General features: G+C 64.1%; 26 protein-coding genes. 14 read left to right on the forward strand and 12 right to left on the reverse strand.

The window, feature by feature from the left end; all coding sequences use genetic code 11:
* Positions 1-129 precede the first annotated feature (129 nt).
* From LCM4576_RS28625 to LCM4576_RS28635, 3 genes are all read right to left on the reverse strand, one after another.
* On the reverse strand, positions 130-1,206 hold the full coding sequence (locus LCM4576_RS28625; protein ID WP_071035762.1) for a glycosyltransferase family 2 protein: 1,077 nt from the start codon (positions 1,204-1,206) through the stop codon (positions 130-132).
* Between the two features lie 5 nt (positions 1,207-1,211).
* Positions 1,212-2,129, reverse strand: coding sequence for a lysylphosphatidylglycerol synthase domain-containing protein (locus LCM4576_RS28630; RefSeq protein WP_071035763.1), 918 nt, complete (start codon positions 2,127-2,129; stop codon positions 1,212-1,214).
* A gap of 110 nt (positions 2,130-2,239) precedes the next feature.
* Positions 2,240-3,799: a glycosyltransferase family 39 protein gene (locus tag LCM4576_RS28635; RefSeq protein WP_244510947.1), complete on the reverse strand. Its 1,560-nt coding sequence runs from the start codon at positions 3,797-3,799 to the stop codon at positions 2,240-2,242.
* A 344-nt stretch (positions 3,800-4,143) separates the two neighbouring features.
* Between LCM4576_RS28635 and LCM4576_RS28640 the strand changes: the two genes are divergently transcribed.
* Positions 4,144-4,752 (forward strand): DUF995 domain-containing protein, encoded by a 609-nt coding sequence (locus tag LCM4576_RS28640; protein WP_244510940.1) that lies wholly within the window; start codon positions 4,144-4,146, stop codon positions 4,750-4,752.
* A 108-nt stretch (positions 4,753-4,860) separates the two neighbouring features.
* Here the strand turns inward: LCM4576_RS28640 and galE are convergent, their stop codons facing one another.
* The 4 genes from galE to LCM4576_RS28655 form a co-directional block, all read right to left on the reverse strand.
* Positions 4,861-5,988 carry a UDP-glucose 4-epimerase GalE gene (gene galE / locus LCM4576_RS28645; protein WP_083361553.1) on the reverse strand — a complete coding sequence of 376 codons (1,128 nt, stop codon included), beginning with the start codon at positions 5,986-5,988 and terminating at the stop codon, positions 4,861-4,863.
* Positions 5,985-7,043: a UDP-glucuronic acid decarboxylase family protein gene (locus LCM4576_RS28650; RefSeq protein ID WP_071035765.1), complete on the reverse strand. Its 1,059-nt coding sequence runs from the start codon at positions 7,041-7,043 to the stop codon at positions 5,985-5,987. Before LCM4576_RS28650 ends, galE begins: the two co-directional genes overlap by 4 nt.
* A 493-nt stretch (positions 7,044-7,536) precedes the next feature.
* On the reverse strand, positions 7,537-7,944 hold the full coding sequence (locus LCM4576_RS36400; RefSeq protein ID WP_131803309.1) for a hypothetical protein: 408 nt from the start codon (positions 7,942-7,944) through the stop codon (positions 7,537-7,539).
* 215 nt (positions 7,945-8,159) lie between these two features.
* Entirely contained in the window at positions 8,160-8,633 is a 474-nt protein-coding gene (locus tag LCM4576_RS28655; protein WP_071035766.1) for a carboxymuconolactone decarboxylase family protein, read from the reverse strand.
* Positions 8,634-8,768: 135 nt separating this feature from the next.
* On the opposite strand from LCM4576_RS28655, the gene LCM4576_RS28660 reads away from it, so the two are divergent.
* Genes LCM4576_RS28660 through LCM4576_RS28670 form a run of 3 tightly spaced genes read left to right on the forward strand, consistent with a single transcriptional unit; the run spans position 8,769 to position 10,968 of the window.
* The gene (locus LCM4576_RS28660; protein WP_244510941.1) at positions 8,769-9,383 is read left to right on the forward strand and encodes a TetR/AcrR family transcriptional regulator; all 615 of its coding nucleotides are present in this window, start codon (positions 8,769-8,771) and stop codon (positions 9,381-9,383) included.
* A gap of 48 nt (positions 9,384-9,431) precedes the next feature.
* Positions 9,432-10,061, forward strand: coding sequence for a hypothetical protein (locus LCM4576_RS28665; protein WP_071035768.1), 630 nt, complete (start codon positions 9,432-9,434; stop codon positions 10,059-10,061).
* A gap of 58 nt (positions 10,062-10,119) precedes the next feature.
* Positions 10,120-10,968 carry a 23S rRNA (adenine(2030)-N(6))-methyltransferase RlmJ gene (locus LCM4576_RS28670; protein ID WP_071035769.1) on the forward strand — a complete coding sequence of 283 codons (849 nt, stop codon included), beginning with the start codon at positions 10,120-10,122 and terminating at the stop codon, positions 10,966-10,968.
* Between the two features lie 15 nt (positions 10,969-10,983).
* On the opposite strand, the gene LCM4576_RS28675 is transcribed toward LCM4576_RS28670, so the two are convergent.
* Positions 10,984-11,739 (reverse strand): helix-turn-helix domain-containing protein, encoded by a 756-nt coding sequence (locus tag LCM4576_RS28675; protein WP_071035770.1) that lies wholly within the window; start codon positions 11,737-11,739, stop codon positions 10,984-10,986.
* Positions 11,740-11,923: 184 nt separating this feature from the next.
* Here LCM4576_RS28675 and LCM4576_RS28680 point away from each other — a divergent pair, with 184 nt between their 5' ends.
* The 3 genes from LCM4576_RS28680 to LCM4576_RS28690 all read left to right on the forward strand — a co-directional run bounded on the left by LCM4576_RS28680 (position 11,924) and on the right by LCM4576_RS28690 (position 13,329).
* Positions 11,924-12,346, forward strand: coding sequence for a VOC family protein (locus tag LCM4576_RS28680; protein ID WP_071035771.1), 423 nt, complete (start codon positions 11,924-11,926; stop codon positions 12,344-12,346).
* Between the two features lie 34 nt (positions 12,347-12,380).
* Positions 12,381-12,743, forward strand: coding sequence for a DoxX family protein (locus LCM4576_RS28685; RefSeq protein WP_071035772.1), 363 nt, complete (start codon positions 12,381-12,383; stop codon positions 12,741-12,743).
* 133 nt (positions 12,744-12,876) lie between these two features.
* Entirely contained in the window at positions 12,877-13,329 is a 453-nt protein-coding gene (locus LCM4576_RS28690; protein ID WP_041008407.1) for a hypothetical protein, read from the forward strand.
* A 160-nt stretch (positions 13,330-13,489) separates the two neighbouring features.
* On the opposite strand, the gene LCM4576_RS28695 is transcribed toward LCM4576_RS28690, so the two are convergent.
* From LCM4576_RS28695 to LCM4576_RS28705, 3 genes are all read right to left on the reverse strand, one after another.
* Entirely contained in the window at positions 13,490-14,740 is a 1,251-nt protein-coding gene (locus LCM4576_RS28695; RefSeq protein ID WP_071035773.1) for an RNA polymerase sigma factor, read from the reverse strand.
* Positions 14,737-15,141 (reverse strand): YciI family protein, encoded by a 405-nt coding sequence (locus LCM4576_RS28700; RefSeq protein ID WP_040984707.1) that lies wholly within the window; start codon positions 15,139-15,141, stop codon positions 14,737-14,739. Before LCM4576_RS28700 ends, LCM4576_RS28695 begins: the two co-directional genes overlap by 4 nt.
* A gap of 126 nt (positions 15,142-15,267) precedes the next feature.
* Entirely contained in the window at positions 15,268-15,861 is a 594-nt protein-coding gene (locus tag LCM4576_RS28705) for a TetR/AcrR family transcriptional regulator (RefSeq protein WP_071035774.1), read from the reverse strand.
* A 104-nt stretch (positions 15,862-15,965) separates the two neighbouring features.
* On the opposite strand from LCM4576_RS28705, the gene LCM4576_RS28710 reads away from it, so the two are divergent.
* The 4 genes from LCM4576_RS28710 (at position 15,966) to LCM4576_RS28725 (ending at position 18,609) form a co-directional block, all read left to right on the forward strand.
* Positions 15,966-16,475 carry a DinB family protein gene (locus LCM4576_RS28710; RefSeq protein ID WP_071035775.1) on the forward strand — a complete coding sequence of 170 codons (510 nt, stop codon included), beginning with the start codon at positions 15,966-15,968 and terminating at the stop codon, positions 16,473-16,475.
* A 426-nt stretch (positions 16,476-16,901) separates the two neighbouring features.
* Complete coding sequence (locus tag LCM4576_RS36945) at positions 16,902-17,270, forward strand: hypothetical protein (RefSeq protein ID WP_052468041.1); 369 nt, start codon at positions 16,902-16,904, stop codon at positions 17,268-17,270.
* Positions 17,271-17,540: 270 nt separating this feature from the next.
* Positions 17,541-18,137 (forward strand): glutathione S-transferase, encoded by a 597-nt coding sequence (locus LCM4576_RS28720; RefSeq protein WP_071035776.1) that lies wholly within the window; start codon positions 17,541-17,543, stop codon positions 18,135-18,137.
* A 91-nt stretch (positions 18,138-18,228) separates the two neighbouring features.
* Positions 18,229-18,609, forward strand: a complete 381-nt coding sequence (locus tag LCM4576_RS28725; RefSeq protein ID WP_052457857.1) for a TfoX/Sxy family protein — start codon at positions 18,229-18,231, stop codon at positions 18,607-18,609.
* Between the two features lie 90 nt (positions 18,610-18,699).
* Here the strand turns inward: LCM4576_RS28725 and LCM4576_RS28730 are convergent, their stop codons facing one another.
* On the reverse strand, positions 18,700-19,347 hold the full coding sequence (locus LCM4576_RS28730) for an outer membrane protein (RefSeq protein ID WP_071035777.1): 648 nt from the start codon (positions 19,345-19,347) through the stop codon (positions 18,700-18,702).
* 410 nt (positions 19,348-19,757) lie between these two features.
* Between LCM4576_RS28730 and LCM4576_RS28735 the strand changes: the two genes are divergently transcribed.
* The 3 genes from LCM4576_RS28735 (at position 19,758) to pgsA (ending at position 23,364) form a co-directional block, all read left to right on the forward strand.
* Positions 19,758-20,522, forward strand: coding sequence for an SDR family oxidoreductase (locus LCM4576_RS28735; RefSeq protein ID WP_071035778.1), 765 nt, complete (start codon positions 19,758-19,760; stop codon positions 20,520-20,522).
* Complete coding sequence (uvrC, locus tag LCM4576_RS28740) at positions 20,519-22,603, forward strand: excinuclease ABC subunit UvrC (RefSeq protein WP_071035779.1); 2,085 nt, start codon at positions 20,519-20,521, stop codon at positions 22,601-22,603. Before LCM4576_RS28735 ends, uvrC begins: the two co-directional genes overlap by 4 nt.
* Positions 22,604-22,767: 164 nt before the next feature.
* On the forward strand, positions 22,768-23,364 hold the full coding sequence (pgsA, locus tag LCM4576_RS28745; protein WP_071035780.1) for a CDP-diacylglycerol--glycerol-3-phosphate 3-phosphatidyltransferase: 597 nt from the start codon (positions 22,768-22,770) through the stop codon (positions 23,362-23,364).
* Position 23,365: the final 1 nt, after the last annotated feature.

Raw genomic sequence — 23,365 nt, forward strand, 5'->3', positions numbered from 1 at the left:
CTTTAGATAAGCGCTATCGCCGGGGGCTTGACCACGGGAGCAAGGGGAGGGACGCACGCCGTCGGCGGACCGCCTCTTGCCTTCCGGTCGCCCGCGTGTCGCGGTGTTGGTCGACCGGCCGCCGCGGGACTACTTGCGGCGCGGCTTCGCCTTTTCGCTCGCCGGCTTGCTCGGCCAGTGCCAGCCATCGCCTTCGCCATGCGCGGGCTGTGGCCGCGCCACATAGGCGAGCGCGCCGTTGGCCTCCAGATAGACGCGCGACAGCATCTCGGCGAGCACGCCCGACGTCACAGCCTGCAGTCCGGCGATCACCAGGAAGAAGCCGGTGATCAGCATCGGCCTCGTGCCGATATCCTGCCCCCAGAAAACCTTGATCGCGAACAGATAGGCCAGGATCAGCGAGCCGAGCACGCCGAGCACGATGCCGATGCCGCCGAAGAAATGGCCGGGCCGTGTGCGATAGCGCAGGAAGAAGAACATGAAAACGAGGTCCAGCACCACGCGGAAGGTGCGCGAGATGCCGTATTTCGATTGGCCGTGGATACGGGCGTGATGCGTCAYCACCTCCTGGGCGATGCGGCGCGGCGTCGTCACGGTCGCGAGCCACGCCGGGATGAAGCGGTGCATCTCGCCATAGAGCCGGACGCTGCGGATGACGCTGCCGCGGAACACTTTCAGGCTGCAGCCATAGTCCTTGAGCTTGACGCCGGTGACGCGCGCGATCAGTCTGTTGGCGATGCGCGAGGGCAGGCGGCGCAACCAGAACCCTTCCTTGCGGTCCTTGCGCCAGCCGGCAACGAGGTCGAGATCCTCGGTCAGCAGGCGATAGACCATGCGTGGGATATCGAAAGGGTCATTCTGCAGGTCGCCGTCGAGCGTCGCGATGACGTCGCCGCGCGCGGCGTCGAGACCGGCTTGCATGGCCGCGGTCTGTTTGTAGTTGCGCACCAGCTCCACGCCGTGCACATGCGGCCCGTATTGAACCGCCAGCCGGCGGATCTCGGCGGGCGTGGCGTCGGTGCTGCCGTCGTCGACCAGAACCACTTCCCAGGGCTGGCTGTAGTTCTCCATCGCCTGATGGATGCGCACCAGCAGCGGCTCGACATTGTCGGCCTCGTTGTACATTGGAATGACGATGGAGAGCTTGTGCTCGGGCATGACGGCGCCCTCGGGCAGTCCCGATGCGGGGATGGGAARCACGTTCATGGCGGTCATTTCCTTGCCGGTCCCGCCGCCGGAGTTTCGGGCAGCGTCGATTTGGAGGGGAACAGCCAGGCGATCGCGCCGGTTGCGACCGCCGAGCACAAGATGAAGAGATGCAGCGCCAGCGCCGCCTGCAGGCCGTCCTTCATGGCGATGCCGGAATAGAGCAGCGCGGCGGCCGCGCCCGCCTCATAGGTGCCGAAGCCTGCGACGCCCTGCACCGGCAGGATGGCGGCGGCCTCCGCGCCGACAGCGCCCGGAAAGGCGGTCTGGAACGAGGTGTTGAGCAGCATGGCGAGCAGCCAGCCCTGCACGCCGAGCTTCAGCGCCCAGTTGGCGATCGTCCACCACCAGCCATAGCGCGACCGTCCCGTCGCTTCCGTGAAGATGTCGCGCAATTTTCCGAGCTTCGAGACGATCCTGCCGCCGGCCGTCCAGTTGTGCGGCGCGCGCGCCCAGCGCGGCAGGTACCATGCGGCGGCGATCAGCGCCGCGATGCCGGCGGCCCTCAGCGCCGGGTGCAAACCCGGCCACACCAGGCAAGCCAGCACGCCGACGACGAAAGCATCCTGCAGCCTGAACCACAGCAGCGAAGCGCTGGCGCGCACGATCGAGACGCCGAACACCTGGCGCAACAGGATCGGGAAGGCCGTCTCGCCGCCACGGAACGGCACGATGTTGATCATGGCATTGTGGATCAGGATGACGCGCAGCGTGGCGCCGAAGCGGCCGTTCACATCGTCGCGGAATTCGTCGCAGACGCGCAGCGCCCGGAGCACATAGGTGACGAACAGCGCCGCCGCGACCGCCAAGAAAGCGCCGGGCGTGATGGAGGCGAAGGCATCGCCGACCATCTTCCAGCGTTGGTCGCTGGCAAGCCATGCCAGCAGCGCCAGAGTGACGACTATCGATATCGCTCTCTTCAACCAATTCTCCGATGGCGCCACCGCCGCGTCGGAGCGGCTTATCCGGTGGTTCGACAATTCACGCCTTCATCCGCGGATCGCTTCGCCGGCGCGCCTCGAACGGCGGGCCGTCACGGGCGGGTGATCCTATAGACCAGCATCGTATCCGAATCCACAAGCTTGGTCGCGGTCTTGTCGAGGTGGTCGATCACCCCGTCATGATGTTTCATGAACTGCCGGTCCTGTTTGTCGGCGGCGTTCTTGGCCGCGCCGAAATAATCCGCGCCCTGCGCCCGTAAGTCCTCGAGCTGCGCGATCGCGGTGGCATCGTCCTCGACGAATTTCGACCATTCGACGTCGCCGCCTCCGGGCGGGAACACCCAGCCGCGCGCCCGGCTGTAGTAGACCGCGACCGGATCGCCGGCCTCCGGCGCGATGGCGACGACAAGCTCGCCCGGCTGGGCGACCCGCGCCAGCTGCTCGCCGAGCAGCTTGCCGTTCATGGYGATTGGCGCCTTCATCGTCTTGAGCAGCGGAAAGGTGGAGAGCGTGAGCGCCAGCGCCGCGATGAACACCGAGCGCAGCATCACAGCCGGCGCGAGAACTGGTCCGGTGCCGAGCGTCGCCAGCACGAGCGCGCCGCGGCCGCAGAACATCGCCAGCGRCACGTGGAAGATATGGTAGTTCCACGGATTGCTGGTGATCTCGCGCGCCGCCGCGACATAGACCACCGCCGCTGCCGCGAGCCAGGCATAGGGAACGGCAGACAGCGCCCGCTCGCCGCTTGCGGCGGGCTTCGGTGGCATCCAGAAGCCAATGGCGATGAGGATCATGAACGGATAGCCGTAGAACCACCAGACCGACGTGTTCCAGACCGATTTGAGGTAGAAACTGTTCTTGAAGAACGTCCAGAAGCCGGAATCCCAGATATAGCCGGAGYCGGCCACGTGGTAGGGCGGGTAGCTGCGGCCGAGATAGATGGCCCAGCCGAAATAGGCGGTGATGACCACCAGGCTGATCAGTCCGCTGARCAGAACCCGCGCGGCCTGCCTGTAGCGCCGTTGGAGGATCCAGCAGACCGTCAGGTAGAAGATGACGGCCCCGGCGGCGAGCCCTGGCGGCTTGGCCAGCGCGCCAAGCGTGAAGCTCAGCGTCGCCAGCGGCAGCAGCCACGGTTTGCCGCCTGCCCAGTATTTCGCGAACAGCCACACGCCGAGCGTCACCAGCGCCAGCATCGATGGATCGGGCAGGAACGAACTGTCGATCATCGCCGCCCCCGGCATCAGCGCATAGGCAAGGGCTGCCGCATGCGCATGCACCTCGTCCCAACAGAGCGCGGTCAACCTGTGCAGCGAAAACACCGTCACCATGCCGAACAGCGCGGCGACCATGCGGCCGAACCAGTCGTGCCAGCCGAAGAGTTGGTAGAGCAGCGCGGCGGAATAGCTAACGATCTGGAATTCCCGGCCCTGGTAGCTGGGTCCCGGGCCGGTCCAGCTGACCTCGGGAAAAAAGATGTTCCAGCTATGCTGCTGGAAATTGTCGRCCATCATCGCGGTGCTTGTCTCGCGCCAGCTGAAGGCGTCGACCAGTGGCTGGGTGATGTTGTGAAAACGCGCGATGGCGGCAACCAGCAAGATCGCCAGCAGGATTGCGGTGTGGATGCGTGCTGCGCCGACAGCCCGGCGCATGCCGGCAAACGCCGCGCCTTGCAACTCGGTCGTTCCTGCGCTGTCTAACATGTGGAGCAGCCCCCCGCCGAAGCTATTCTGGCGACATCCAATCGCCAAACAAGGTCAGACTATCACAACATTGTAATATCTCTGGTTAACTAACGGCTTGCAGTGATCACTTGAGCCTCGATTCAGTTGACATCGCAACACCCGCGGCTGTTAATGGTCTCAAGGGCGCTGATCGCGCCGCCATCGGGCCGACAGGCCCGGGCATCGTGACGGCTCGCGGAAAGCCCGAAGAAACATCTTCCAGATCATGGTTCATCGGCCCCGCCGTATCGGGGTCGAAAGGGGGTATCGATATGCGCATGTTCATCGGGACGACAGTTGAAACCACATCGCCATGTGAACCGGCTCGACTTGAGTTCAGCCGGCCCCATCGGCTTGCGGGAGGCGGCTGGCTGGTTGCGCTGCTGGTCGCCTGCGGCCAGCTTGCTCTTAGCGGCCCCGCCAGCGCGGCCCCACAGAGGAACGGCGCGACAGTCGAGGCGGYCGCCAAGCCCGACATTGCTCCGACGGCTTTCGAGCTGCAGCTTCTCTATGCCGATCGCACCTGGAACTGGAAGAACGGCGCCGCCTATTTCGGAATGGACAGACGCCTGCATGCCTGGACGAAAGGGGAGGATTCCCCCGCCGTCGGCGAGGGCCGCTGGCTGGTGACGGAAAAGGGCAAGATGTGCATGGAACTTGCCTGGCGCGCCAAGACTTATTCCACCAAGCCGCAACGCACCTGCTACAGCCATCGTGTCAACAAGGGCAACATCGAGCAGCGCAAGGACCCTGACGGTACCTGGTATGATTTCAAGCACGCCAAGGACGATCCCGCCGACGAGCACCAGAAGTTCGAGGCGGGTAACACCAAGGGCGCGCAGTTCGACGAGACCCGCAAACTGGTCGACAGCAAGAGCTGAAGCAATTCCAGGAAAAGCGTGAGTTGGCTTCGGCGGTTTCGCCGTGGCCTCCGTCCAGATTGCGCTCGCGCAACCGGCTGCAAAAATAGGAGGCTCGCTGAGACGGCCTTAGCCGAACTCAGCGAGCCCACGCCCCGACACATTACTCACAGGGCCGACCGTCGGCCTTGCGGGCCGGCGTTTCTGATTGACGCTCGCGCCACGCGGCGCGCGCAATGCGCGCGCCGCGGCGGCCGAAACGCCGGAATTGGGCAAGGCCGGGCCTAGCCCGAAGAAGGGAGCGGCCGTCCTCACGATGGTGTCGATGTCGGAAAGCTGCGCCACAAAGCCCAGCTGTTCGCGGGCAAGGCTGGGGTCGGCGAAAAGCCCTGCCGGATCGCCAGGGCGGCGCGCCTTGTACGTGGCCGGGACGGGCCGCGAAGTGATCCGCTCGACCGCGTCCATGATCTGCCTGATCGAGACCCCGCGGCCGGTGCCAAGGTTGACCGCAAGGCTTTTGCCGCCGGCCTCCAGATGCAGCAGGGCCTTTAGGTGCGCCCGGGCGAGGTYGCTGACATGGACGTAGTCGCGCACGCAGGTGCCGTCCGCCGTCTCGTAGTCGGTGCCGAAAACCTCGATCGCCTCGATCATGCCGGACGCCGCCATCAACACCCTGGGAATGAGATGGGTTTCCGGCGTGTGCCATTCGCCGAGCTCGCCGTCGGGGTCGGCGCCACAGGCGTTGAAGTAACGCAGGATTGCGTATTTCGTACCGTAAGCCGAGCCATGATCCCTGATGATCTGTTCGCCCATCAGCTTGGTACGGCCGTAAGGGCTGATTGGGTTCTGAGACGAGGTTTCGCGCACGGGCAGCGTCTCGGGCATGCCGTAGGTCGCGCAACTGGAAGAGAAGATGATGTTGCCGATGCCGTTTGCCCGTGCGGCCTCGAGCACGGCGATCGTCCCGCCGACATTGACCGAATAATAGTCCGCGGGGTCGCTGACCGACTCGCCGACATAGGCAAGCGCGGCGAAATGGATCACCGCCTGCGGCCGGTGGATGGCGATGGCTCGCTCGAGCGCGCCGCGGTCGCGGATATCGCCGACCACCAGCGGGCCCCAGGCCACCGCCTGCTCGTTGCCCCGGCTGAGATTGTCGAAGACCACGGGCAGATAGCCGGCTGCCGCCAGCTGCTTGCAGGTGTGGCTGCCGATGAAGCCTGCGCCGCCCGTCACCAGGATGGGTCGGGCACTCATAGCGCCAAAGCCTCGCCGGAGGACAAATGGCCGCCACGTGAGGTTCCGGGCTGACGGCGGCCCAGCAGGGCTTCGAAATAGCCCGCGGTGTAGGCCAGCCCCTCGCTCAGCGGGACCTTTGGCTTCCAGCCGAGCTGCTGCTCGGCGAAGCTGATATCGGGCCTGCGCTGTCGGGGATCGTCGACCGGCAACGGCCTGTGTACGATCCGCGAGCGGGAGTTGGTGCAATCGAGAACGAGCTCGGCCAGTTCCATGACGGTGAACTCGCCGGGGTTTCCGAGGTTGACCGGATGTTTCGGCGCCGTCGGCGACCGCATCAGCTGAACAAACCCTTCGATGAGGTCGTCGACATAGCAGAAGGAGCGCGTCTGCGTGCCGCTGCCATAGACGGTGATATCGTCTCCGCGCAGCGCCTGGACGATGAAGTTGGACACCACGCGTCCGTCATCGGGCTGCATGCGCGGCCCATAGGTGTTGAAGATGCGMGCGACCCGGATGTCGAGGCCGTAAGTTCTCGAATAGTCGAAGAACAACGTTTCGGCTGAGCGCTTGCCTTCGTCGTAACAGGCGCGCGGGCCATGTGTGTTGACGTTGCCGAAATAGCCTTCGGGCTGCGGATGCACCAGCGGATCGCCATAGACCTCGGAGGTCGAAGCCTGGAATATCTTGGCGTTGTGGYGCCGGGCGAGTTCCAGGAGGTTGATCGCCCCGAGCACGCTGGTCTTGAACGTGTGGATGGGATCGGCCTGATAGTGGGGTGGCGAAGCTGGGCAAGCGAGGTTGTAGATCTCGTCGACGACGATATCCGTCGGCAGGGTATCGACAACGTCGTGGCTGATGCAGGTGAAAGAGGCGTCCCGCGCGATACTGGCTAGATTGTATCTTTTGCCGGTGTGGAAATTGTCCAGGGCGATGACTTCATAGCCGTCCGCAAGCAGCCGCTCGCACAAATGAGAACCCAGGAAGCCCGCTCCGCCRGTGACCAGGGCTCGGCCACGATCGATACCCTTTCGACCCGATAGCGCCGGCTTCAGAACTTTGATGACCCTATTCATGGCAACCCCGTACGCACACACACTACCGTTCCGGGACGGGCCTTGCCCGACCAGGTTACAAAGGCGGTTCCTCCGCATAGGCGAAACCGCCAGCACTGATGTGCGTCATAATTTTCTGAGTTCGCGGGGCCGTTGCTCTACGGCATGTCTCTGCCGCTTAAGCGTCCCTTGCGCCCCTAAATCGCGATCCACGAGTCGGTTGCCACCACCGCAGACTGCTCGCCCAAATTGCACACCCAACGCATATAAAGATATACCCGTATCGCGGGTAGTCAACTAAATTAGCGTTTTGTTAACCTCACGCCTTCGCGAGCGGTTAACCGTGAAGGGTGCTTCCTCTGCCCGTCGCCGGTGAGGCCTTGCCTTGGAGCGCCCTGTAACCGTCGTTGCATTCGTCGGACTGCGCAAGCATGTCGAAAGCAGCCTTCGGCGTCACCCTTCAAGTCTCGAAGCAACGCCATCTTGACGCCAGGTCGAGATTGCCGCGCCCTGTCTAGATGTTCTCGGCGAAAGCCCCGGAATTTCTGGCGAAGCAATGCGACTGCTGTCCGAAGCCGCTTGGGCCGCAAACGAAAGCAGCGTTCCCAAGATAAGGGTTGGCGCTTGCAACAGGAGCYGGGCGAGGCGGATTCCCTGTCTGGGCTGGCCGGCTCGGCTTCAAGTCAATCAAGGCGGCGTTGCCGCTTTGCGAGACGCTGAATGAAGTCGATTGGCCAAAATTGAAGTATTGGCAACCGGAAGTTGCCAGCAACGCGCCTAAAAGAAAAAGACCGGACAAGGCCTTGATTGGCATGCGGAAATTGTTGTTGGGGCAGGATCGGCTTAAGCCGCGGTAAGCCATGAGCATGAACTGGTGTCCCCTCAAGGGCGTGACGCTTATGTTCGAATCATCGATAGCCATCCACCTGGCTCATTATGGCAAAACTGATTAATTTAGCGATAGCTGTTTGAATGCGTCCACGGTTTTTCCGCCGCCGCAAGAGGGCAGAACGGCTTGATGGCTGCAGGCGCCGCCATCCGCGTGACGATGGACGAACGGAGGGTAGTCGCGGCCCAACAAAATGGYCCGCGTCCGAGCGGGCCATTTTGTCGTCTACGGCGTCTGATGCCTGCCCCTTACTCCCCGCCCATCTCTTTCTTGAACTGGTCGAAATCGACCTGCATGCCGTTGAAGATGGTGCTCCAGTGGCGTGTCAGCGCCGCCATGGCGACGGCTTCCTGGATCTCCTCGTCGGTCGCTCCGGCGTGCTTGGCGTTCTCGGTGTCCGACCAGATGCRGTAGCTGCAGGGGATTTGTGCTGCGACCGCCAGCGAGATCAGCGACTTCACCTTCGGCGGCAGCGCCGTCTTGTCGCTGAGCTCGATGGCCTTGACCTCGGCCCAGGCGCCGGGCAGWCCGGCTTTCGGGAACTGTTTGACGAAGCTCGGCACGCCGCCCATCGTCGACTGGATGTCCTTGAGGGCGGCGTCGTAATCATCGGCCCGGGCAGGCCCGGACGCCAGCACGGTGGCGAATACGCCCGCGGCGGCGATGAGCGAGGCGGAACGAAGGCAGGAATGCACGGTTGAGACGATGCGAATGACCGACATGATGTTCTCCTCTGGTTTTTGTTAGCCTTACGATGTAAGGTATGCGGAAGATGAACCTTACAGTGTAAGTTGTCAAGCGCGACCATGGATGCACCGAGCAAAAAAAAGCGAACCCGCGGAAAACTTTCCCGCGAGATGATCGAGGACGCCGCCTTCGAGGTGATCGAGCGGGAAGGGCTGTCCGGCTTTTCGATGCGCAAGCTCGCTGCCAGGCTCGGCTGCGAGGCGATGAGCATCTACCACCACTTCCCCTCGCAGGCGCACCTCTACGAGGCGCTGGTCGATCGGCAGATGAGCGGTCTCATCATCCCCGACGACAGCCTGCCCTGGCGCGAGCGGGCCCRCATCGGCATGCAGGAATTCCRCCGTGTCGCCACCGAGCATCCGGCCTTCGCGCCGTTCATCGTCGTCTACCGCATGAACTCGCCGCCCTGCCTTGCCAAGCTCAACGCCATCATCGGCCTGTTCGAGGATGGCGGCTTCGGTCCCGAGCTCAGCGCCCGCCTGTTCCGCGCCGCCGGCTACTATCTGATGGGCGCGATCCTCGACGAGACGGCCGGTTACGCCAAGGGGCCGTCGGCGGTCACCACCGTCGGCGAAGAGGAGTTGGCCCGCGACTATCCGAGCGTCGTGAAGGCCGGCGCCTATTTCGGCGCGGCCGGCTTCGACAAAACTTTCGAGCTTGGCCTGGAAATGTTTCTGGACGAGATGGAGCGCGTCCGCGAAGCTGCCCGAAGCGAAAGCCGCTAGTCAGAATGGCGRCCAGCCGCGCACCGAAGAAAACAACCAAGGGTTTGAATGCGCTTCCTCTCAGTCCTTCTCCTCATCGCCGGTGCCGCCATCGGCATCTTCTATCCMTGGGCGATGAGCAATTTTTCCGGCCATGCGATCGGCACTTACCGCGTCTATGAGGGCGRCCGCTTCCGGCCGGTCACCGTGCAGCTCGCCGCAGGCGACGCCCCGGTGAGGGTGCTGGTCGACTTGACCGCGCGGGCCGAGCGCGTCGCCGGCCAGCAGCGCGCGGTGCTAACGCTGACCGCGGCGAGCGGCGGCCGCACGGCGCTGGCCTCGGCGCTCTCCTTCAACCACACCGACAATCCGCGCGAGGCCAGCCCGCAACTGCCCGACAAGATCTTTCGCGACGAGGCAGGCGTCATCGATAGGGTCGCGCCCGGTCCTTATGTCTTCACGGTCGGCCCCGGAGATGCCGACGGCATCGACATGCGTGCGGTCGATCTCATCCTGCGCGCCGGCACCGGCTCGATCGACGAACGCGCTGAGCCGGCCGGCTATACGCTGATGGGCGTAGGCCTTGCCGGGCTGGTGCTGTCGCTTGTCTTCGGACGCGGCGGCGGAGGCCGCCCACAGAATCCCAATTCGCAGCCGCCACCGCCGCGCTGGGGCCGCAACGGTTCGCCACGAGCATGATGCCGAAAAGTGTGAAGCGGTTTTCGGTCGACATCATGCTCCTTGGAGGTCGGCGCGCATGAACTATCGCCATGCCTACCACGCCGGCAATTTCGCCGATGTCGTCAAACATGCCGTGCTCGCGCGCCTCGTTGAATACCTCAAGCAGAAGGACAAGGCGTTTCGCGTCATTGATACCCATGCCGGTGTCGGCCGCTACGATCTTGCCTCGGTGGAGGCCGRCAAGACCGGCGAGTGGCAGGGCGGCATCGGGCGGCTGGCCGAGGCGATGCTCGAGCCGCAAGCGGCGGCGCTGCTTCAGCCTTATCTGGAAGCTGTGCGCGCRCAAAATCCCGATGGTGGGCTCAAGCATTATCCCGGCTCGCCGCTGATCGTGCGCCATCTCCTGCGCAACCAGGACCGGTTGACGGCGGTCGAGCTGCACCCCGAGGATGCCGCGCGGCTGAAATCGGTTTTCGCCGGCGATTTCCAGGTAAGGGTGATCGAGCTCGACGGCTGGTTGGCGCTCGGCGCGCAATTGCCGCCGAAGGAAAAGCGCGGCCTCGTCCTCATCGATCCGCCCTTCGAGGAGGAGGGCGAGTTCTCCCGGCTCGTCGAAGGGCTGCGCAAGGCGCACCGGCGCTGGCCGGGCGGTATCTACGCGCTCTGGTATCCGATCAAGGATCGCAAGGCGGTAACCGCTTTCCGCGCGGCGCTGAAGGAGACCGCCATCCCGAAGCTGCTCGACATCGCCTTCGAGATACGGCCCGCCTCGGACGAGCCCAGTCTCGACGGCAGCGGGCTGGTGGTGGTCAATCCGCCCTATACGCTGGAGAGCGAATTGCGGCTGTTGCTGCCGGCCCTGCACAAGGTACTCGCCGTCCGGCAGCCGTCGCGCTGGACCTTGGAGTGGTTGGCAGGCGAGTAGGGCGTCCGCGTCGCTTTAAGCCAGCGCCGAGGGGGTCACGCCGGTCAGCCGCCGGCTTTCACGGATCAGATGCGCCTGGTCGGTATARCCGGCCTCGACCGCCAGCAGCGCGGTAGAGGCATCGCTTTGCTGTCGTTGCAGGCGCCGGTACCGGTGAAAGCGCAGGATGCGGTCGAGCGTCTTCGGGCCATAGCCGAAGGCGTCCTCGAAGCGGCGTCGCAGCGTCCGTTCGCTCATATGCAGCTGGCGTTGCAGGAACGGAACCAGTGGCGTTTCCGGAGGCAAACCTTCGTGGATGACGCCGAAGGCCCGATCCATCTGCGGGTCGAGCGCGTCGCGTCCTTCCGTGCGTCCTCCGATCGTCTCTTCCAGGTGACGAACCAGGTCGGCGAGGTTGGGCGTCGGTCTGATGCGGTCGGAAAGCTCCCGACAACGCGTGCCCCACAAATCGCTGAGGTCGAGCYGCCCGCCGACGATCTCGCCGGCCGGCACGCCCAACCAGCCGGCGGYGGCGCCCGGACGGAAGCGGAAGCCCACGATCACCGCGCCGGCGGCAGGCCGCTCAATCTGCGGCTCCTTGTCCGGTCCGGCCACGCGGAAGCGGCCGTCGATCCATTGCAGGTCGATCGYTGCGTCCGGCGTGATGAGGATGGGTGGAACGGCGCGCTCGTCCATGCGGTGGACCCAGACCGCACAGAAGGCAGCGGCCAGGCCGCCAGCGACGGGCCGTTCGCTAAACAAGCCGGTGGTCTGCGCCAGGACCGGTTCCATTCTCTCTCCGATCTGCTCCAGCGGGAGTTGCCGGATCGGTGCAACGGTTATTTTGGCCGAAATATTCAATGCCGGCCACGTCATCCATGACAAAACGGGTGGAACTTCAACGCGCTTCACGCGCTCGCATCAGAACCGCATCCGTTTGCGGCTGTGGTCACGAATATAGAAAGGAGTGAGAGAAATGAAAGCTCGCATCACCGTATTGACGCTCGGCGTCGACGATCTGGAAGCCTCCCTCAAATTCTATCGCGACGGCCTCGGCCTGCCCACCGAAGGCATCATCGGCCGCGAATTCGAGCATGGCGCCGTCGCCTTCTTCGATCTCGCCGGCGGCCTGAAGTTCGCCATCTTCGAGCGTTCGAGCATCGCCCACGACGCCACGGTGCCGCAAAGCGGCCGCAGCCCGACCGAATTGACCATCGGCCACAATGTCGGCAGCGAGGCCGAGGTCGACGCCGTGATGGCCGAGGCCGTGAGGGCCGGCGCGCGCGTGGTCAAGCCGGCGCAAAAAACCTTCTGGGGCGGCTATGCGGGCTACTTCCAGGATCCCGACGATCACCTGTGGGAAGTCGTCCACAACCCGGCCTTCGTCCCCGAGGCCTGAGCGGAGCGACGTATATCATCGAGAGGAGGTCGCCATGCCTGTTCAATCCATTCAAGCGCTTGGCGCTCTCCTTATCGGCGGCGTGTTCGTCTTCGCCGGCATCGAGCATTTCCTGAAATTCGGGGCGATGCGCGACTATCTGGCCGCGCAGAAATTCCCGGCCCCGGCCTTGATGCTGGCCGTCGGTTCGGCGATCGAGGTCATCGCGGGTCTCCTGCTTGCCATCGGCATGGCCCGGTCCTTGGCCGCCGGCGCGCTGGTCGTCTTCACCCTGGTGGCGAACGCGATGCTGCTGCGTTTCTGGGCGAGCGCGGAGCCGGAGCGCCAGGTGCAGCGCAACGCGTTCCTGATCAACATTGCCGTCATCGGCGGGCTGCTGCTTGCCGCCACGTTTTGATGGACGGATGAAGCCTGGAACGAAGTTTGCGGAAACCCCCAAAAGTCTCTTCCGAAAAACCTTTATTTCGCGACCGCTTGACCGCCGCCAAGCGAATCCGCACAGTGCGCAGAACCGACCTCGAGAGGCTGTCATGACTCGCTTCGTCCATTCCGCCCTTGCCGCGCTGGTTGCGCTGTCCACTCCCTTTGCCGCTCCGCTGGGCTTTACCCAGGCGGCGCAGGCCGCCGACCTTTCCGTTTACAGYGGTGACGATGGCAGCGTCTGCGGCGAAAGCTGGGTGCTGAACAAGATCACCGACCGCTTCTCCTATCAGGTGCATCACGTGCCGCATCTGCCRGACGTCGCGATCACCGATTTCCGCAACATCCGCCAGCATCGCTATGAGCCGGCGAGCGACGAGTGGCCGATCGGCCGCCATTATTGCCGCGCCACCGTCAACCTGTCGGACGGCCGCGACCGCTCGATCTTCTATCTGATCGAGGAAGGCCAGGGCTTTGCCTCGATCGGCGACAATGTCGAGTTCTGCGTCTCGGGCTTCGACCGCTGGCTGGTTTATAACGGCCGTTGCCGTGTGCTGCGGTAGGCTGTGCCGATATTCAGGTGATGCCGGCCTGCGAATGGCGGCGCCCTCCGCTTCCGGTGCTCACGTACTTTAAGTACGCTCCGCTCCGGTTCTCGGACGCCGTCATTCTCGACTCGGCCTGACCTGAATCTCGACACAGCCGGGCACTTAACTTCCTACCCTATGTCAAGCTCGGGCCAGCCCGCGCCATTAGCAGCGCGCGCTCCCGCTCATTGCCGGTCAGGTCGGCGGCGCGGCGAAACTCCGCGCGCGCTTCCTCCATCCGTCCGAGCTTGGCCAACAGGTCGCCGCGCACCGTGGGCAACAGATGCGTATCCTTGAGCCGCGGCTCGTCCCGCAACGCATCGGCGATGGCCAGTCCTTGCGCCGGTCCGAACGCCATGCCGGCCGCGACCGCACGGTTGACCTCGACGATCGGCGAGGGGRCCGCCAGCGCGAGCGCCTGGTAATAAGCGGCGATCGCGAYCCAGTCGGTGTCGGCCGCGCTCACCGCGCGGGCATGGCAGGCGGCAATCATCGCTTGCARCTGATAGGGACCTGGCGTCGGCGTGAGCGTCATCGCGCGTTTCAGCCCGTCGAGGCCGCGCCGGATCAGCGACCAGTCCCAGCGGCTGCGATCCTGATCCGGCAGCAGGATCGGATTGCCCGCCCCGTCGGTGCGGGCGCCAAAGCGTGAGGCGCTGAGCTCCATGAGCGACAGGAGTCCGATCACCTCCGGTTGCTCCGGCATCAACGTCGCGAGCAGGCGGCCGAGGCGCAGGGCCTCGCCGCTGAGATCGGCTCGCAGCCAGTCCGGTCCGGAGGACGCGACATAGCCCTCGTTGAAGATCAGATAGATCACTTCCAGGACGGCGCCCAGGCGCTCGCGCCGCTCCTGCCCGCGCGGCGTCTCGAAGGCGATGCCAGCGTCGCGTAGTGTCCGTTTGGCGCGCACGATGCGCTGGGCGACGGTGGCCTCCGGCACCAGGAAGGCGCGTGCGATCTCCGGCGTCGACAGCCCGCCGAGCATCCGCAAGGCGAGGGCCGCGCGCTGCTCTGCCGGCAGCACCGGATGGCAAGAGGTGAAGATCAGGCGCAACAGATCGTCGTCGATATCCTCATCGAGCGCCGCCTCGATGTCGGGCATCGCGCGCTCCAGCTCCGCAAGATCGACGGCCAGCTGCCGATGCTTTCCATCGATCAGCACGGTACGGCGCAGCCGGTCGAGCGCCCGGTTGGTGGCGACCCGGGTCAACCAGGCRGCCGGGTTATGCGGAATGCCGTCGCGGGGCCAGCGCTCCAGCGCCAGCACGAAGGCATCCTGCACCACCTCCTCGGCCAGCCCGACATCGCGCAGGGTGCGAGTGAGCCTGGCGGCGAGCTTCGGCTGCTCGATCCGCCAGACCGCTTCGATGGCCGCGGCTGCGGTCAACTCTTCAGCCCGCTGAAACCTTCGGCCGCCTTCTGGACATCCTCGGGAAAATCGCTCATCTCCTGAACGCGGCGGACCTCGATGACGTCATTGTCCCCGGCGGGGCAGCGGCGGGCCCATTCGATGGCCTCCTCGCGCGAACGTACGTCGATCATCCAGTAGCCGCCGAGCACTTCCTTGACCTCCGCGAAGGGCCCGTCGGTGACAACCGGCTTGCCGCCCTTGAAAGACACCCGCGCCCCAACTGACGGCGGATGYAGCCCATCGAGCGCAAGCAAAACGCCGGCCCGCTTCAGCTCCTCATTGTATTTCATCATCGCCTCCACCGCCTCGGCACTCGGCATCACGTCGGGAGCCGCGGTCGCATAGCCGCCGGGGATCATCAGCATCATGAAGCGCATCAGTATCTTCCTTTCGATCGGGTTGCTTCGATCCTACGACGAACGAGGATCGGCGGAATCGACACAGTGCAAAAAATTAGTCCGATCTATCCTGGGCACCGTGTGGACCGCGGGACATCGCCGTCGTCACAGGCGCACGCCTTGGCCGGACACATACGCGCAGATCAGCTCGATGAGCTGCTTCTGCAGCTCCGGCGCATCGAGCATGTTGCGCCGTGCCGCGTTGTGGATCACGCCCTCGACCGCCGAGGAGAGCACGCGCGCCATCGTCTCGGTGTCCTTGCGGCGCTTGCGATATTGCGCGACGGCGGCCGCGTAATGTTCGAGATAGCGCGCCTGGAACGAGGCATGCGCGGCGCGTGAGCCGCGGTCGCCCGGCGCCTCGTCGAGCAGCACCTGATGCAGCGTCGGATGGATCGAGTGCGCGCCGATCATGCCGCGCACCAGCTCGCGCGCGAATTGCTTGAGCGGCTTCTCGTCCGCAGCCGCTTCGCGAATCACCGACAGCACATGATCGAAGTGACGGCGCCGGATCGCTTCGACCAGAGCCAGCTTGTCGGGGAAATATTGATAGAGCGAGCCGATGCTGACGCCGGCGGCCTCCGCCACCTTGTTGGTGGAAAAGCCCGCCCAGCCGAGCTCGCTCAGAACGTGAGCACCGGCTTCGATGATTGCCTCGACCGTGGCGATCGAACGCGCCTGGCGCGGCTGCTTGCGCATGCGTGCGGCCGGCTTTGCAATGCGAGTAGACATGCTGGCCCGTCTCCCGAGAATATAAACAGGATACTCACATTCATTTCGCCAACGCAAATGGGGCCGCAAAGATGAGCGCCAAGACCTTGTTGAAGGGCATGCTCGCCTATCAGGCCTGGGCGAACGATGAGCTCGTTGAGAAGCTTGCCGGAATGGGTCCGGCTCGCGACGCCGGACAACGCCATGCCGCGCTCCGTCTGATGAACCACATCCATGTCGTGTCGCGGATTTTCGCCGCGCATCTGAAGGGTGTCGCCCATGGCTATGCGGGCGACAATACGCCGGATACGCCTCAACCGCTCGAGCTGCGCGTCGCATTGACTGAGGTCGATCGCTGGTATCTCGATTATCTGGAAACCGTTTCGGAGCAAGGGCTTGCCGACCCGGTCGCCTTCACCTTCACCGACGGCGACAAGGGTTGCATGACGAGGCAGGAGATGCTGACCCATGTCGTCCTGCACGGCGGTTACCATCGCGGCGAGATCGGCCGCATGCTGGCCGCGACCGCGGTCTCGCCGCCCTGGGACACCTATGCCGTCCATCTTCATCGCTCCGAGCCGGTGCGCCGTCTGCAGGGCTAACGCAAGCCGGCAATAAAGATTGGTGGCGGGGGCTGAAATATGAGCTTGAAGCTCACTTTCAAGCGTCCAAGCTTTGATCGTCTCACCTGGCAGGTTCATCTGTAGATGTTTTCGCTGGACAAGATGAAGCTGGCGTTCGGCGGCATGTACTCTATTGTGAGCGCCCTGCTCACATTTGCGATACAAGCTTATGCCGCGCATGGATGGATGATCGGGTGATAGAAGCCGCGCGAAGATCTGTGCGGCAGGCCGTCACTTCGAAAGTGACAGATTCGCTCACAATTTTTCAACGTGATGCGTTTGGTGTAACCAAAATTCAATAACTGAAAATCATTGTGTTGCTTCGCTGGCTAGACAGTCGCGAGTCAGATATGCATAGACACGCCGGGTCACTCACGACCATTGGCAAAACGCAAGGGGCATCGCATGGCAAAGACGACAACCAAGGCGCCGGCAGCGAAAGCGCCGGCAAAGAAGCCGGCAGCTAAGGCTGCCGCGAAACCTGCAGCAGTGAAGAAGGCAGCGGCACCGAAGGCAGCCGCCAAGGCTCCGGCCAAGGCAGCAGCCAAGCCCGCCGCCGCCAAGAAGCCGGCGGCCAAGGCCGCGGCAAAGCCCGCCGCCAAGGCAGCCGCCAAGCCGGCGGCCAAGGCAGCAGCCAAGCCCGCCGCCAAGAAGCCGGCAGCGAAGGCAGCGGCCAAGCCCGCAGCCAAGGCTCCGCTGAAGGCCGCCGCCGCCAAGGCGCCGGCAGCCGTAAAGAAGGCAGCTCCGGCGAAGAAGCCGGCCGCCAAGAAGTAATCGCGTAGCTTCGCTTGGCTGGCGCAAACAGGTGAGGGCGGGTGCCACCAGGCACCCCTCTCGCCAATTCGGTGTCAGAGCGGGCGGAGTCGGAGCGGACGCTCCTCCTAAAGCTCTCGGAAATTTTGCTGCCAGCAAAAACTTCCGGGAGCTTTTTTGTTGGCGCGCCTGCGCAGGCAAACAGCGTTGGCTGATCCGGATCGGCCCGCTGGCCGTTGCCCTTCGGACCCCGGTCGGTCAACAGTGCCGCAAACAACCGGGAACCCGATCATGCCGAAACTGCTCTATGCCTCCACATCCCCTTATAGCTCGAAGGTCCGCATGGCGGCCGCCTATGCCGGAATCGCCATCGACCTCGTGCCAGTCAAGACGGAGGACAAGCCCGCCGAACTGATCTCGGCCAATCCGCTCGGCAAGATCCCGGTGCTGGTGCTGGAGGACGGCCGCTCGATCTATGACAGCCGCGCCATCACCCAGCATCTCAACCGCCTGTCGAAGAGCGCGCTGTTCCCGCGCAATCCCGACAAGCGGCTCGACGCGGAGGTTCTGGAGGCGCTTGCCGACGGCATCTGCGACTGCGCGCTGTCGATGGTCTATGAGCGGCGCACGCGGCCGGAGGCGATGGTCTATCAGCCCTGGCTCGATCGGCAATGGGGCAAGATCACGACCGCCCTCGACCTCATCAACGCCAACCCGCCGAAGCTGCCGAAGAAGATCACCGCCGGCCATATGGCGCTGCGCGCAACGCTTGGCTACCTGGCGCTGCGCTTTTCCGGCCAATGGGAGAAGGGCCGCGGACGTCTGGTCCGCTGGGCCGCGCGGTTTGATGAGAAGTTCCCGGAACTGAAAGGCAGCGTGYCGGGGTAGATACAGCTGATCTCCCCCCTCGGAGATTGGCGAGCTTGAACACCATCCGCCTCCATGCTTGCATGACATCACCCAAGTCGGAGTGGTGAGCATGGCAAAGCCCTCGACCAGTGCCGCGCCTGACCCGATGGTCGCACGCCTGCGCGCCGCTCTCGGCAAGCGCGCCTTCACCGAGCAGAAGATGTTCGGCGGCACCTGCTTCATGATCGACGGCAACATGCTGATCGGTACTTCGAAGCGCGGGCTTCTGGTGCGCGTCGGCAAGGACGCGCATGCGGCCGCCGCGGCACTTCCTCATGCGGGCACGATGGAGATGGGCGGGCGCTCGATGGAAGGCTATATCCGCGTCGCGCCGGAAGGCACGGCAACCGATGCCGATCTCGCCGGCTGGCTCGACCGCGCATTGGCTTTCGTCGGGACGCTGCCGGCGAAGGCAAAGGCCAAGTCGCCGAAGGGTCGACATGAGGGCTGACCGAGGGGCGCACAACCCTTTGCCGGTTTTACGGGCACAAAAAAAGCCGGGCGCAAGGCCCGGCTTTTCCGTGTCGTGGCTTCTAACGACTTAGAACTTCATACCGACGCCGAAGGTGACGCGGTTGTCCGAAGRCTTGACCTTGCCGGTGTCGCCGAAGTTCTTGCTGCCGTAGTCGRTGTAGCGGTACTCGACGCGGCCGAACACGTTGTCCGTGATCTTGATGTCGGTACCGGCACCGGCGGTCCAGCCGAGCATGGCCTTGTTGTCGTGCACGCCGGTGAAGCTGTCGTCGATCTTCTGATCCTTAACAGCCAGACCGCCCGTGCCATAGAGCAGGATTTCGGGGGTCACGGCATAGCCGAGGCGAGCGCGCAGCGAGCCTTCGATGCCGGTCTTGGCCGAAAGGTCGTTGTCCGAACCTTTGGTGCCGTTGTAGCCGAGGTCGGCTTCAGCACCGTACACGAAGTTCTCCTGCTGCCAGTTGTAGCCGCCGAAAACGCCGCCGATGAAGCCCTTGGTCTTGGCGTCGACGCCGGGGGCCTTCACATGGCCGCCGAAGCCGTAGCCGAGATTGATACCGGCATAGGGCCCGGCCCAGGAAGCGACCGGAAGCTCGGCAACCGGGGCGGGAGCCGGCGGCTCTTCGGAAACGACGTCGGCCGCAAAGGCGGTACCACCAAGGGCGAACAGCCCGAGCGCAGCGGCGAGCGGCGCGAATTTGAGATTGGTCTTCATTATATACTCCTTAAGCCACAAGACACTTAGGCTTGTTTGTTCATGAAACGCCCCGGCCCGTCCGGGGGGATAAACGGGCTTGGCGCTCAACGGTTCCAAATGTCGTGCTGAAATGCGGCTGAAGCGAACCTGAACTTGGGTCATTCCCCGGCGCGAATGAGGCCGAAAAGTGACGTTGCATCTTCGCAACAGCGAATGTCAGCAGGTTAAACATGTTGCGCTGCACACCRCTTGGTTCAAGGGGTCCAGCGACATATATTGCGGTGAGTGGYGCCCCGAATCCGGCGGGGCGCAAGCGCATCCGGGCCGCTTTGCCACATTCCTGCCCCAGGTGGAAACGGCATTTAACGCTTGGCCCGTCATATTGTGCCGGCTTCCCGGAATCGTGAAGCCGATTGAGGATTGACACCATGAGACAAGCCACGGCCGTCGCGCTGGTGACGGGTGGAGCAAGGCGGATCGGCAAGGCGATCGTCGAGGATCTGGCCGCCAATGGCTTCGCCGTCGCCATCCACGCCAACCGGTCAAGCGACGAGGCCGAGGCGCTGGTGCGGAAGATCATGGGCCAGGGCGGTCGCGCCGCCGTGGTCGTCGCCGACCTCACAAACATGGATGCTGTCGGCGATCTCATCGGCAGGGCGCAGGCCGCGCTCGGCCCTGTCACACTGTTGGTCAACAATGCGTCCCTGTTCGTCGACGACCGCGTGGAGGATTTCGACTGGCGGGCCTGGGACCGCCATTTCGCTATCCATGTCAAGACGCCGGCGCTGCTGGCGCAGCACTTCGCCCATGCCCTGCCCGAAGGCGAGGAGGGGCTGATCGTCAACGTCATCGACCAGCGCGTCTGGCGGCCGACGCCGCGCTATTTCTCCTATGCGCTGTCGAAATCGGCGCTTTGGACGCAAACGCAGATGCTGGCGCAGGCGCTCGGGCCCCGCATTCGCGTCAACGCCATAGGCCCCGGTCCGACGCTGAAGAACAAGCGCCAGGACGATGATGACTTCGGCAAACAAGTCGAGGGCCTGATCCTGAAGCGTGGCCCGCAATTGCCCGAATTCGGCGCCACGATCCRCTATCTCTGGCAGGCGCGCTCGGTGACAGGCCAGATGATCGCGCTCGACGGCGGCCAGCATCTTGCATGGCAGACGCCCGATGTGACAGGCATGGTGGAATGAGTCCCACAGCCCAAAGACATAAACGCAACGGCGCCGCCGACGACCTGCCGCCCGATGTCGATCTCGACATCGAGGACGAGGCGGCGGAGGAGATCGTCGAACCGGAGTCGATCCCGACCGGCCCCGAAGTCGCCTTCACGGCCATCGACTGGACGCCGCATGCCGGCGACGCCGACGGCATGGTCGGTGCGGAGGTGATCCAGACCTTCGTCAAGCGGCTGCCCAACCAGCCCGGCGTCTATCGCATGATGAACGCTGCCGGCGACGTGCTCTATGTCGGCAAGGCGCGCAGCCTGAAGAAGCGCGTCACCAATTATGCGCAGGGGCGTTTCCACACCGCCCGCATCGGCCGCATGGTGCGCGAGACGGCGACGATGGAGTTCGTCGTCACCCGCACCGAGATCGAGGCGCTGCTGCTCGAGGCCAAMCTCATCAAGCGGCTGAGGCCCCGCTTCAACGTGCTGATGCGGGACGACAAGTCGTTCCCCTACATCCTGCTCACCGGTGACCATGTCTCGCCCGGCATCTACAAGCATCGCGGCGCGCGATCGCGAAAAGGGGACTATTTCGGCCCCTTCGCTTCCGCCGGCGCGGTCGGCCGCACCATCAATTCGCTGCAGCGCGCCTTCCTGCTTCGAAGCTGCACCAACTCCTTCTACGAGAACCGCACAAGGCCCTGCCTGCTCTACCAGATCAAGCGCTGCGCCGGTCCCTRCACCGGCGAGATTTCGCATGAGGGCTATGCCGAGTTGGTCGCGGAAGCCAAGGATTTCCTCTCCGGCCGCAGCCAGAAGGTGAAGACCGAAATCTCGGCCGCCATGCAGYAGGCCTCCGAAGAACTCGATTTCGAGCGCGCCGCCATCTACCGCGACCGTCTTGCCGCGCTCTCGCATGTGCAGGCACATCAGGGCATCAACCCGCAGACGGTCGAGGAGGCGGACGTCTTCGCCATCCACCAGGAAGGCGGCCAGACCTGCATCCAGGTGTTCTTCTTCCGCACCGGCCAGAATTGGGGCAACCGCGCTTATTTCCCCAAGGCCGATCCGGCGCTCGAGCCGGCCGAGGTGCTGGGCTCGTTCCTGGCGCAATTCTATGACGACAAGCTRCCGGCGCGGACGCTGCTGCTGTCGCAGACCGCGCAGGAGCAGGAACTGCTCGCCGAGGCGCTCTCCACGCATGCCGGCCGCAAGATCACGATCTCGGTGCCGCAGCGCGGCGAGAAGAAGGACCTGACCGATCACGCGCTGCAGAATGCACGCGAGGCCCTCGGCCGCAGGCTGGCCGAGACCTCGACCCAGGCCCGGCTGCTCAAGGGTTTTGCGGACACCTTCGGCTTGGAAAAGCCGCCGGTGCGCATCGAGGTCTACGACAACTCGCACATCATGGGCACCAACGCGGTCGGCGCCATGGTCGTGGCTGGCCCGGAAGGTTTCGTGAAGAACCAGTACCGGAAATTCAACATCCGCTCGACCGAGATCACGCCGGGCGACGATTTCGGCATGATGCGCGAAGTGATGCAGCGGCGCTTTTCGCGGCTGCTCAAGGAGCATGGCGACGTCCAGCCCGGYCCGACCGTCGAGGACGAAGCCGGCGAGGAGGATCTGGTCGCCGGCAATGGCGGCTTTCCGGCCTGGCCCGACGTCATCCTGATCGACGGCGGCCAGGGCCAGATGACGGCCGTGCGCCAGATCCTGGCCGACCTCGGCGTCGAGGACCGGGTTGTCGCCATCGGTATCGCTAAAGGCCAGGACCGCGACGCCGGCCGCGAGYGCTTCTTCGTCAAGGGCAGGGAAAGCTTCATGCTGCCGGTGCGCGACCCGGTGCTCTATTTCGTCCAGCGCCTGCGCGACGAGGTCCACCGTTTCGCCATCGGCTCGCATCGTGCTCGCCGCAAGAAAGAGATGGTCAAGAGCCCGCTCGACGAGATCGCCGGCATCGGCCCCGGCCGCAAGCGCGCGCTGCTGCTCGCCTTCGGCACTGCCAAGGCGGTCAGCCGCGCCGCGGTCGAGGACCTGATCAAGGTCGACGGCATTTCGGAGCATGTGGCGAAGCTGGTCTACAATCACTTCCACGAGAGCTGAAGGCCGGTTTCGAGCACGGAAGTTTGACAGATCGGACGATGGGCCGCAGAGGCCCCGGTAGACACAAATGCTATTTTTCCCTGGTCAATCGAATCTCGCCTGTTGACCCCCTACATTCGCTTCTGATTTGAGTACGTCTGGCGGAGGAGATTTCCCGAGACGACATGGCACAACGCGCGTTCAACCTGCCGAACATCCTCACCTATGCTCRCATCGTCGCGGTGCCGTTGGTCGTGCTGTGCTTTTTTCTTGAGGGACATCTGAAGTCGTCCGACTTCGCCCGCTGGTCGGCGCTGGTCATTTTCCTGCTCGCCTCGATCACCGATTACTTCGACGGCTATTTCGCGCGCGCCTGGCAACAGACCTCCAACATCGGCAAGATGCTCGATCCGATCGCCGACAAATTGCTGGTCGCCACCTGCCTGCTCCTGCTTGCCGCCGACACCGACCGCCATGGCGGCATCGCCGGCTGGTCGTTGTGGGCGGCCATCATCATCCTGTGCCGCGAGATCCTGGTCTCGGGCCTGCGCGAATATCTGGCCGCCTTGAAAGTGTCGGTGCCRGTGACCCAACTCGCCAAATGGAAGACCACCATCCAGATGGTCGCCATCVCCTTCCTGTTGGTCGGCCCGGCCGGCGACAAGATCTTTCCGCTGACCACCCAGATCGRCCTGGTGCTTCTGTGGGTCGCGGCCCTCGTCACGCTCTACACCGGCTATGATTATTTCCGCGCCGGCCTCAAGCACATCATGGACGAGTGAG

The sequence above is a fragment of the Mesorhizobium sp. LCM 4576 genome, from assembly GCF_001854815.1.
In the GTDB taxonomy this organism is placed as follows: Bacteria; Pseudomonadota; Alphaproteobacteria; order Rhizobiales; family Rhizobiaceae; genus Mesorhizobium; species Mesorhizobium plurifarium.

Excerpts from the sequence above, each read along its gene's own strand:
- LCM4576_RS28705 (WP_071035774.1), bottom strand. The coding sequence starts at position 15,861 with ATGCGCAAGCAGCCGCGCCAGGCGCGTTCGATCGCCACGGTCGAGGCA.
- LCM4576_RS36945 (WP_052468041.1), top strand. The coding sequence starts at position 16,902 with ATGGCAAAGACGACAACCAAGGCGCCGGCAGCGAAAGCGCCGGCAAAG.
- LCM4576_RS28680 (WP_071035771.1), top strand. The coding sequence starts at position 11,924 with ATGAAAGCTCGCATCACCGTATTGACGCTCGGCGTCGACGATCTGGAA.
- LCM4576_RS28710 (WP_071035775.1), top strand. The coding sequence starts at position 15,966 with ATGAGCGCCAAGACCTTGTTGAAGGGCATGCTCGCCTATCAGGCCTGG.
- LCM4576_RS28725 (WP_052457857.1), top strand. The coding sequence starts at position 18,229 with ATGGCAAAGCCCTCGACCAGTGCCGCGCCTGACCCGATGGTCGCACGC.
- LCM4576_RS28685 (WP_071035772.1), top strand. The coding sequence starts at position 12,381 with ATGCCTGTTCAATCCATTCAAGCGCTTGGCGCTCTCCTTATCGGCGGC.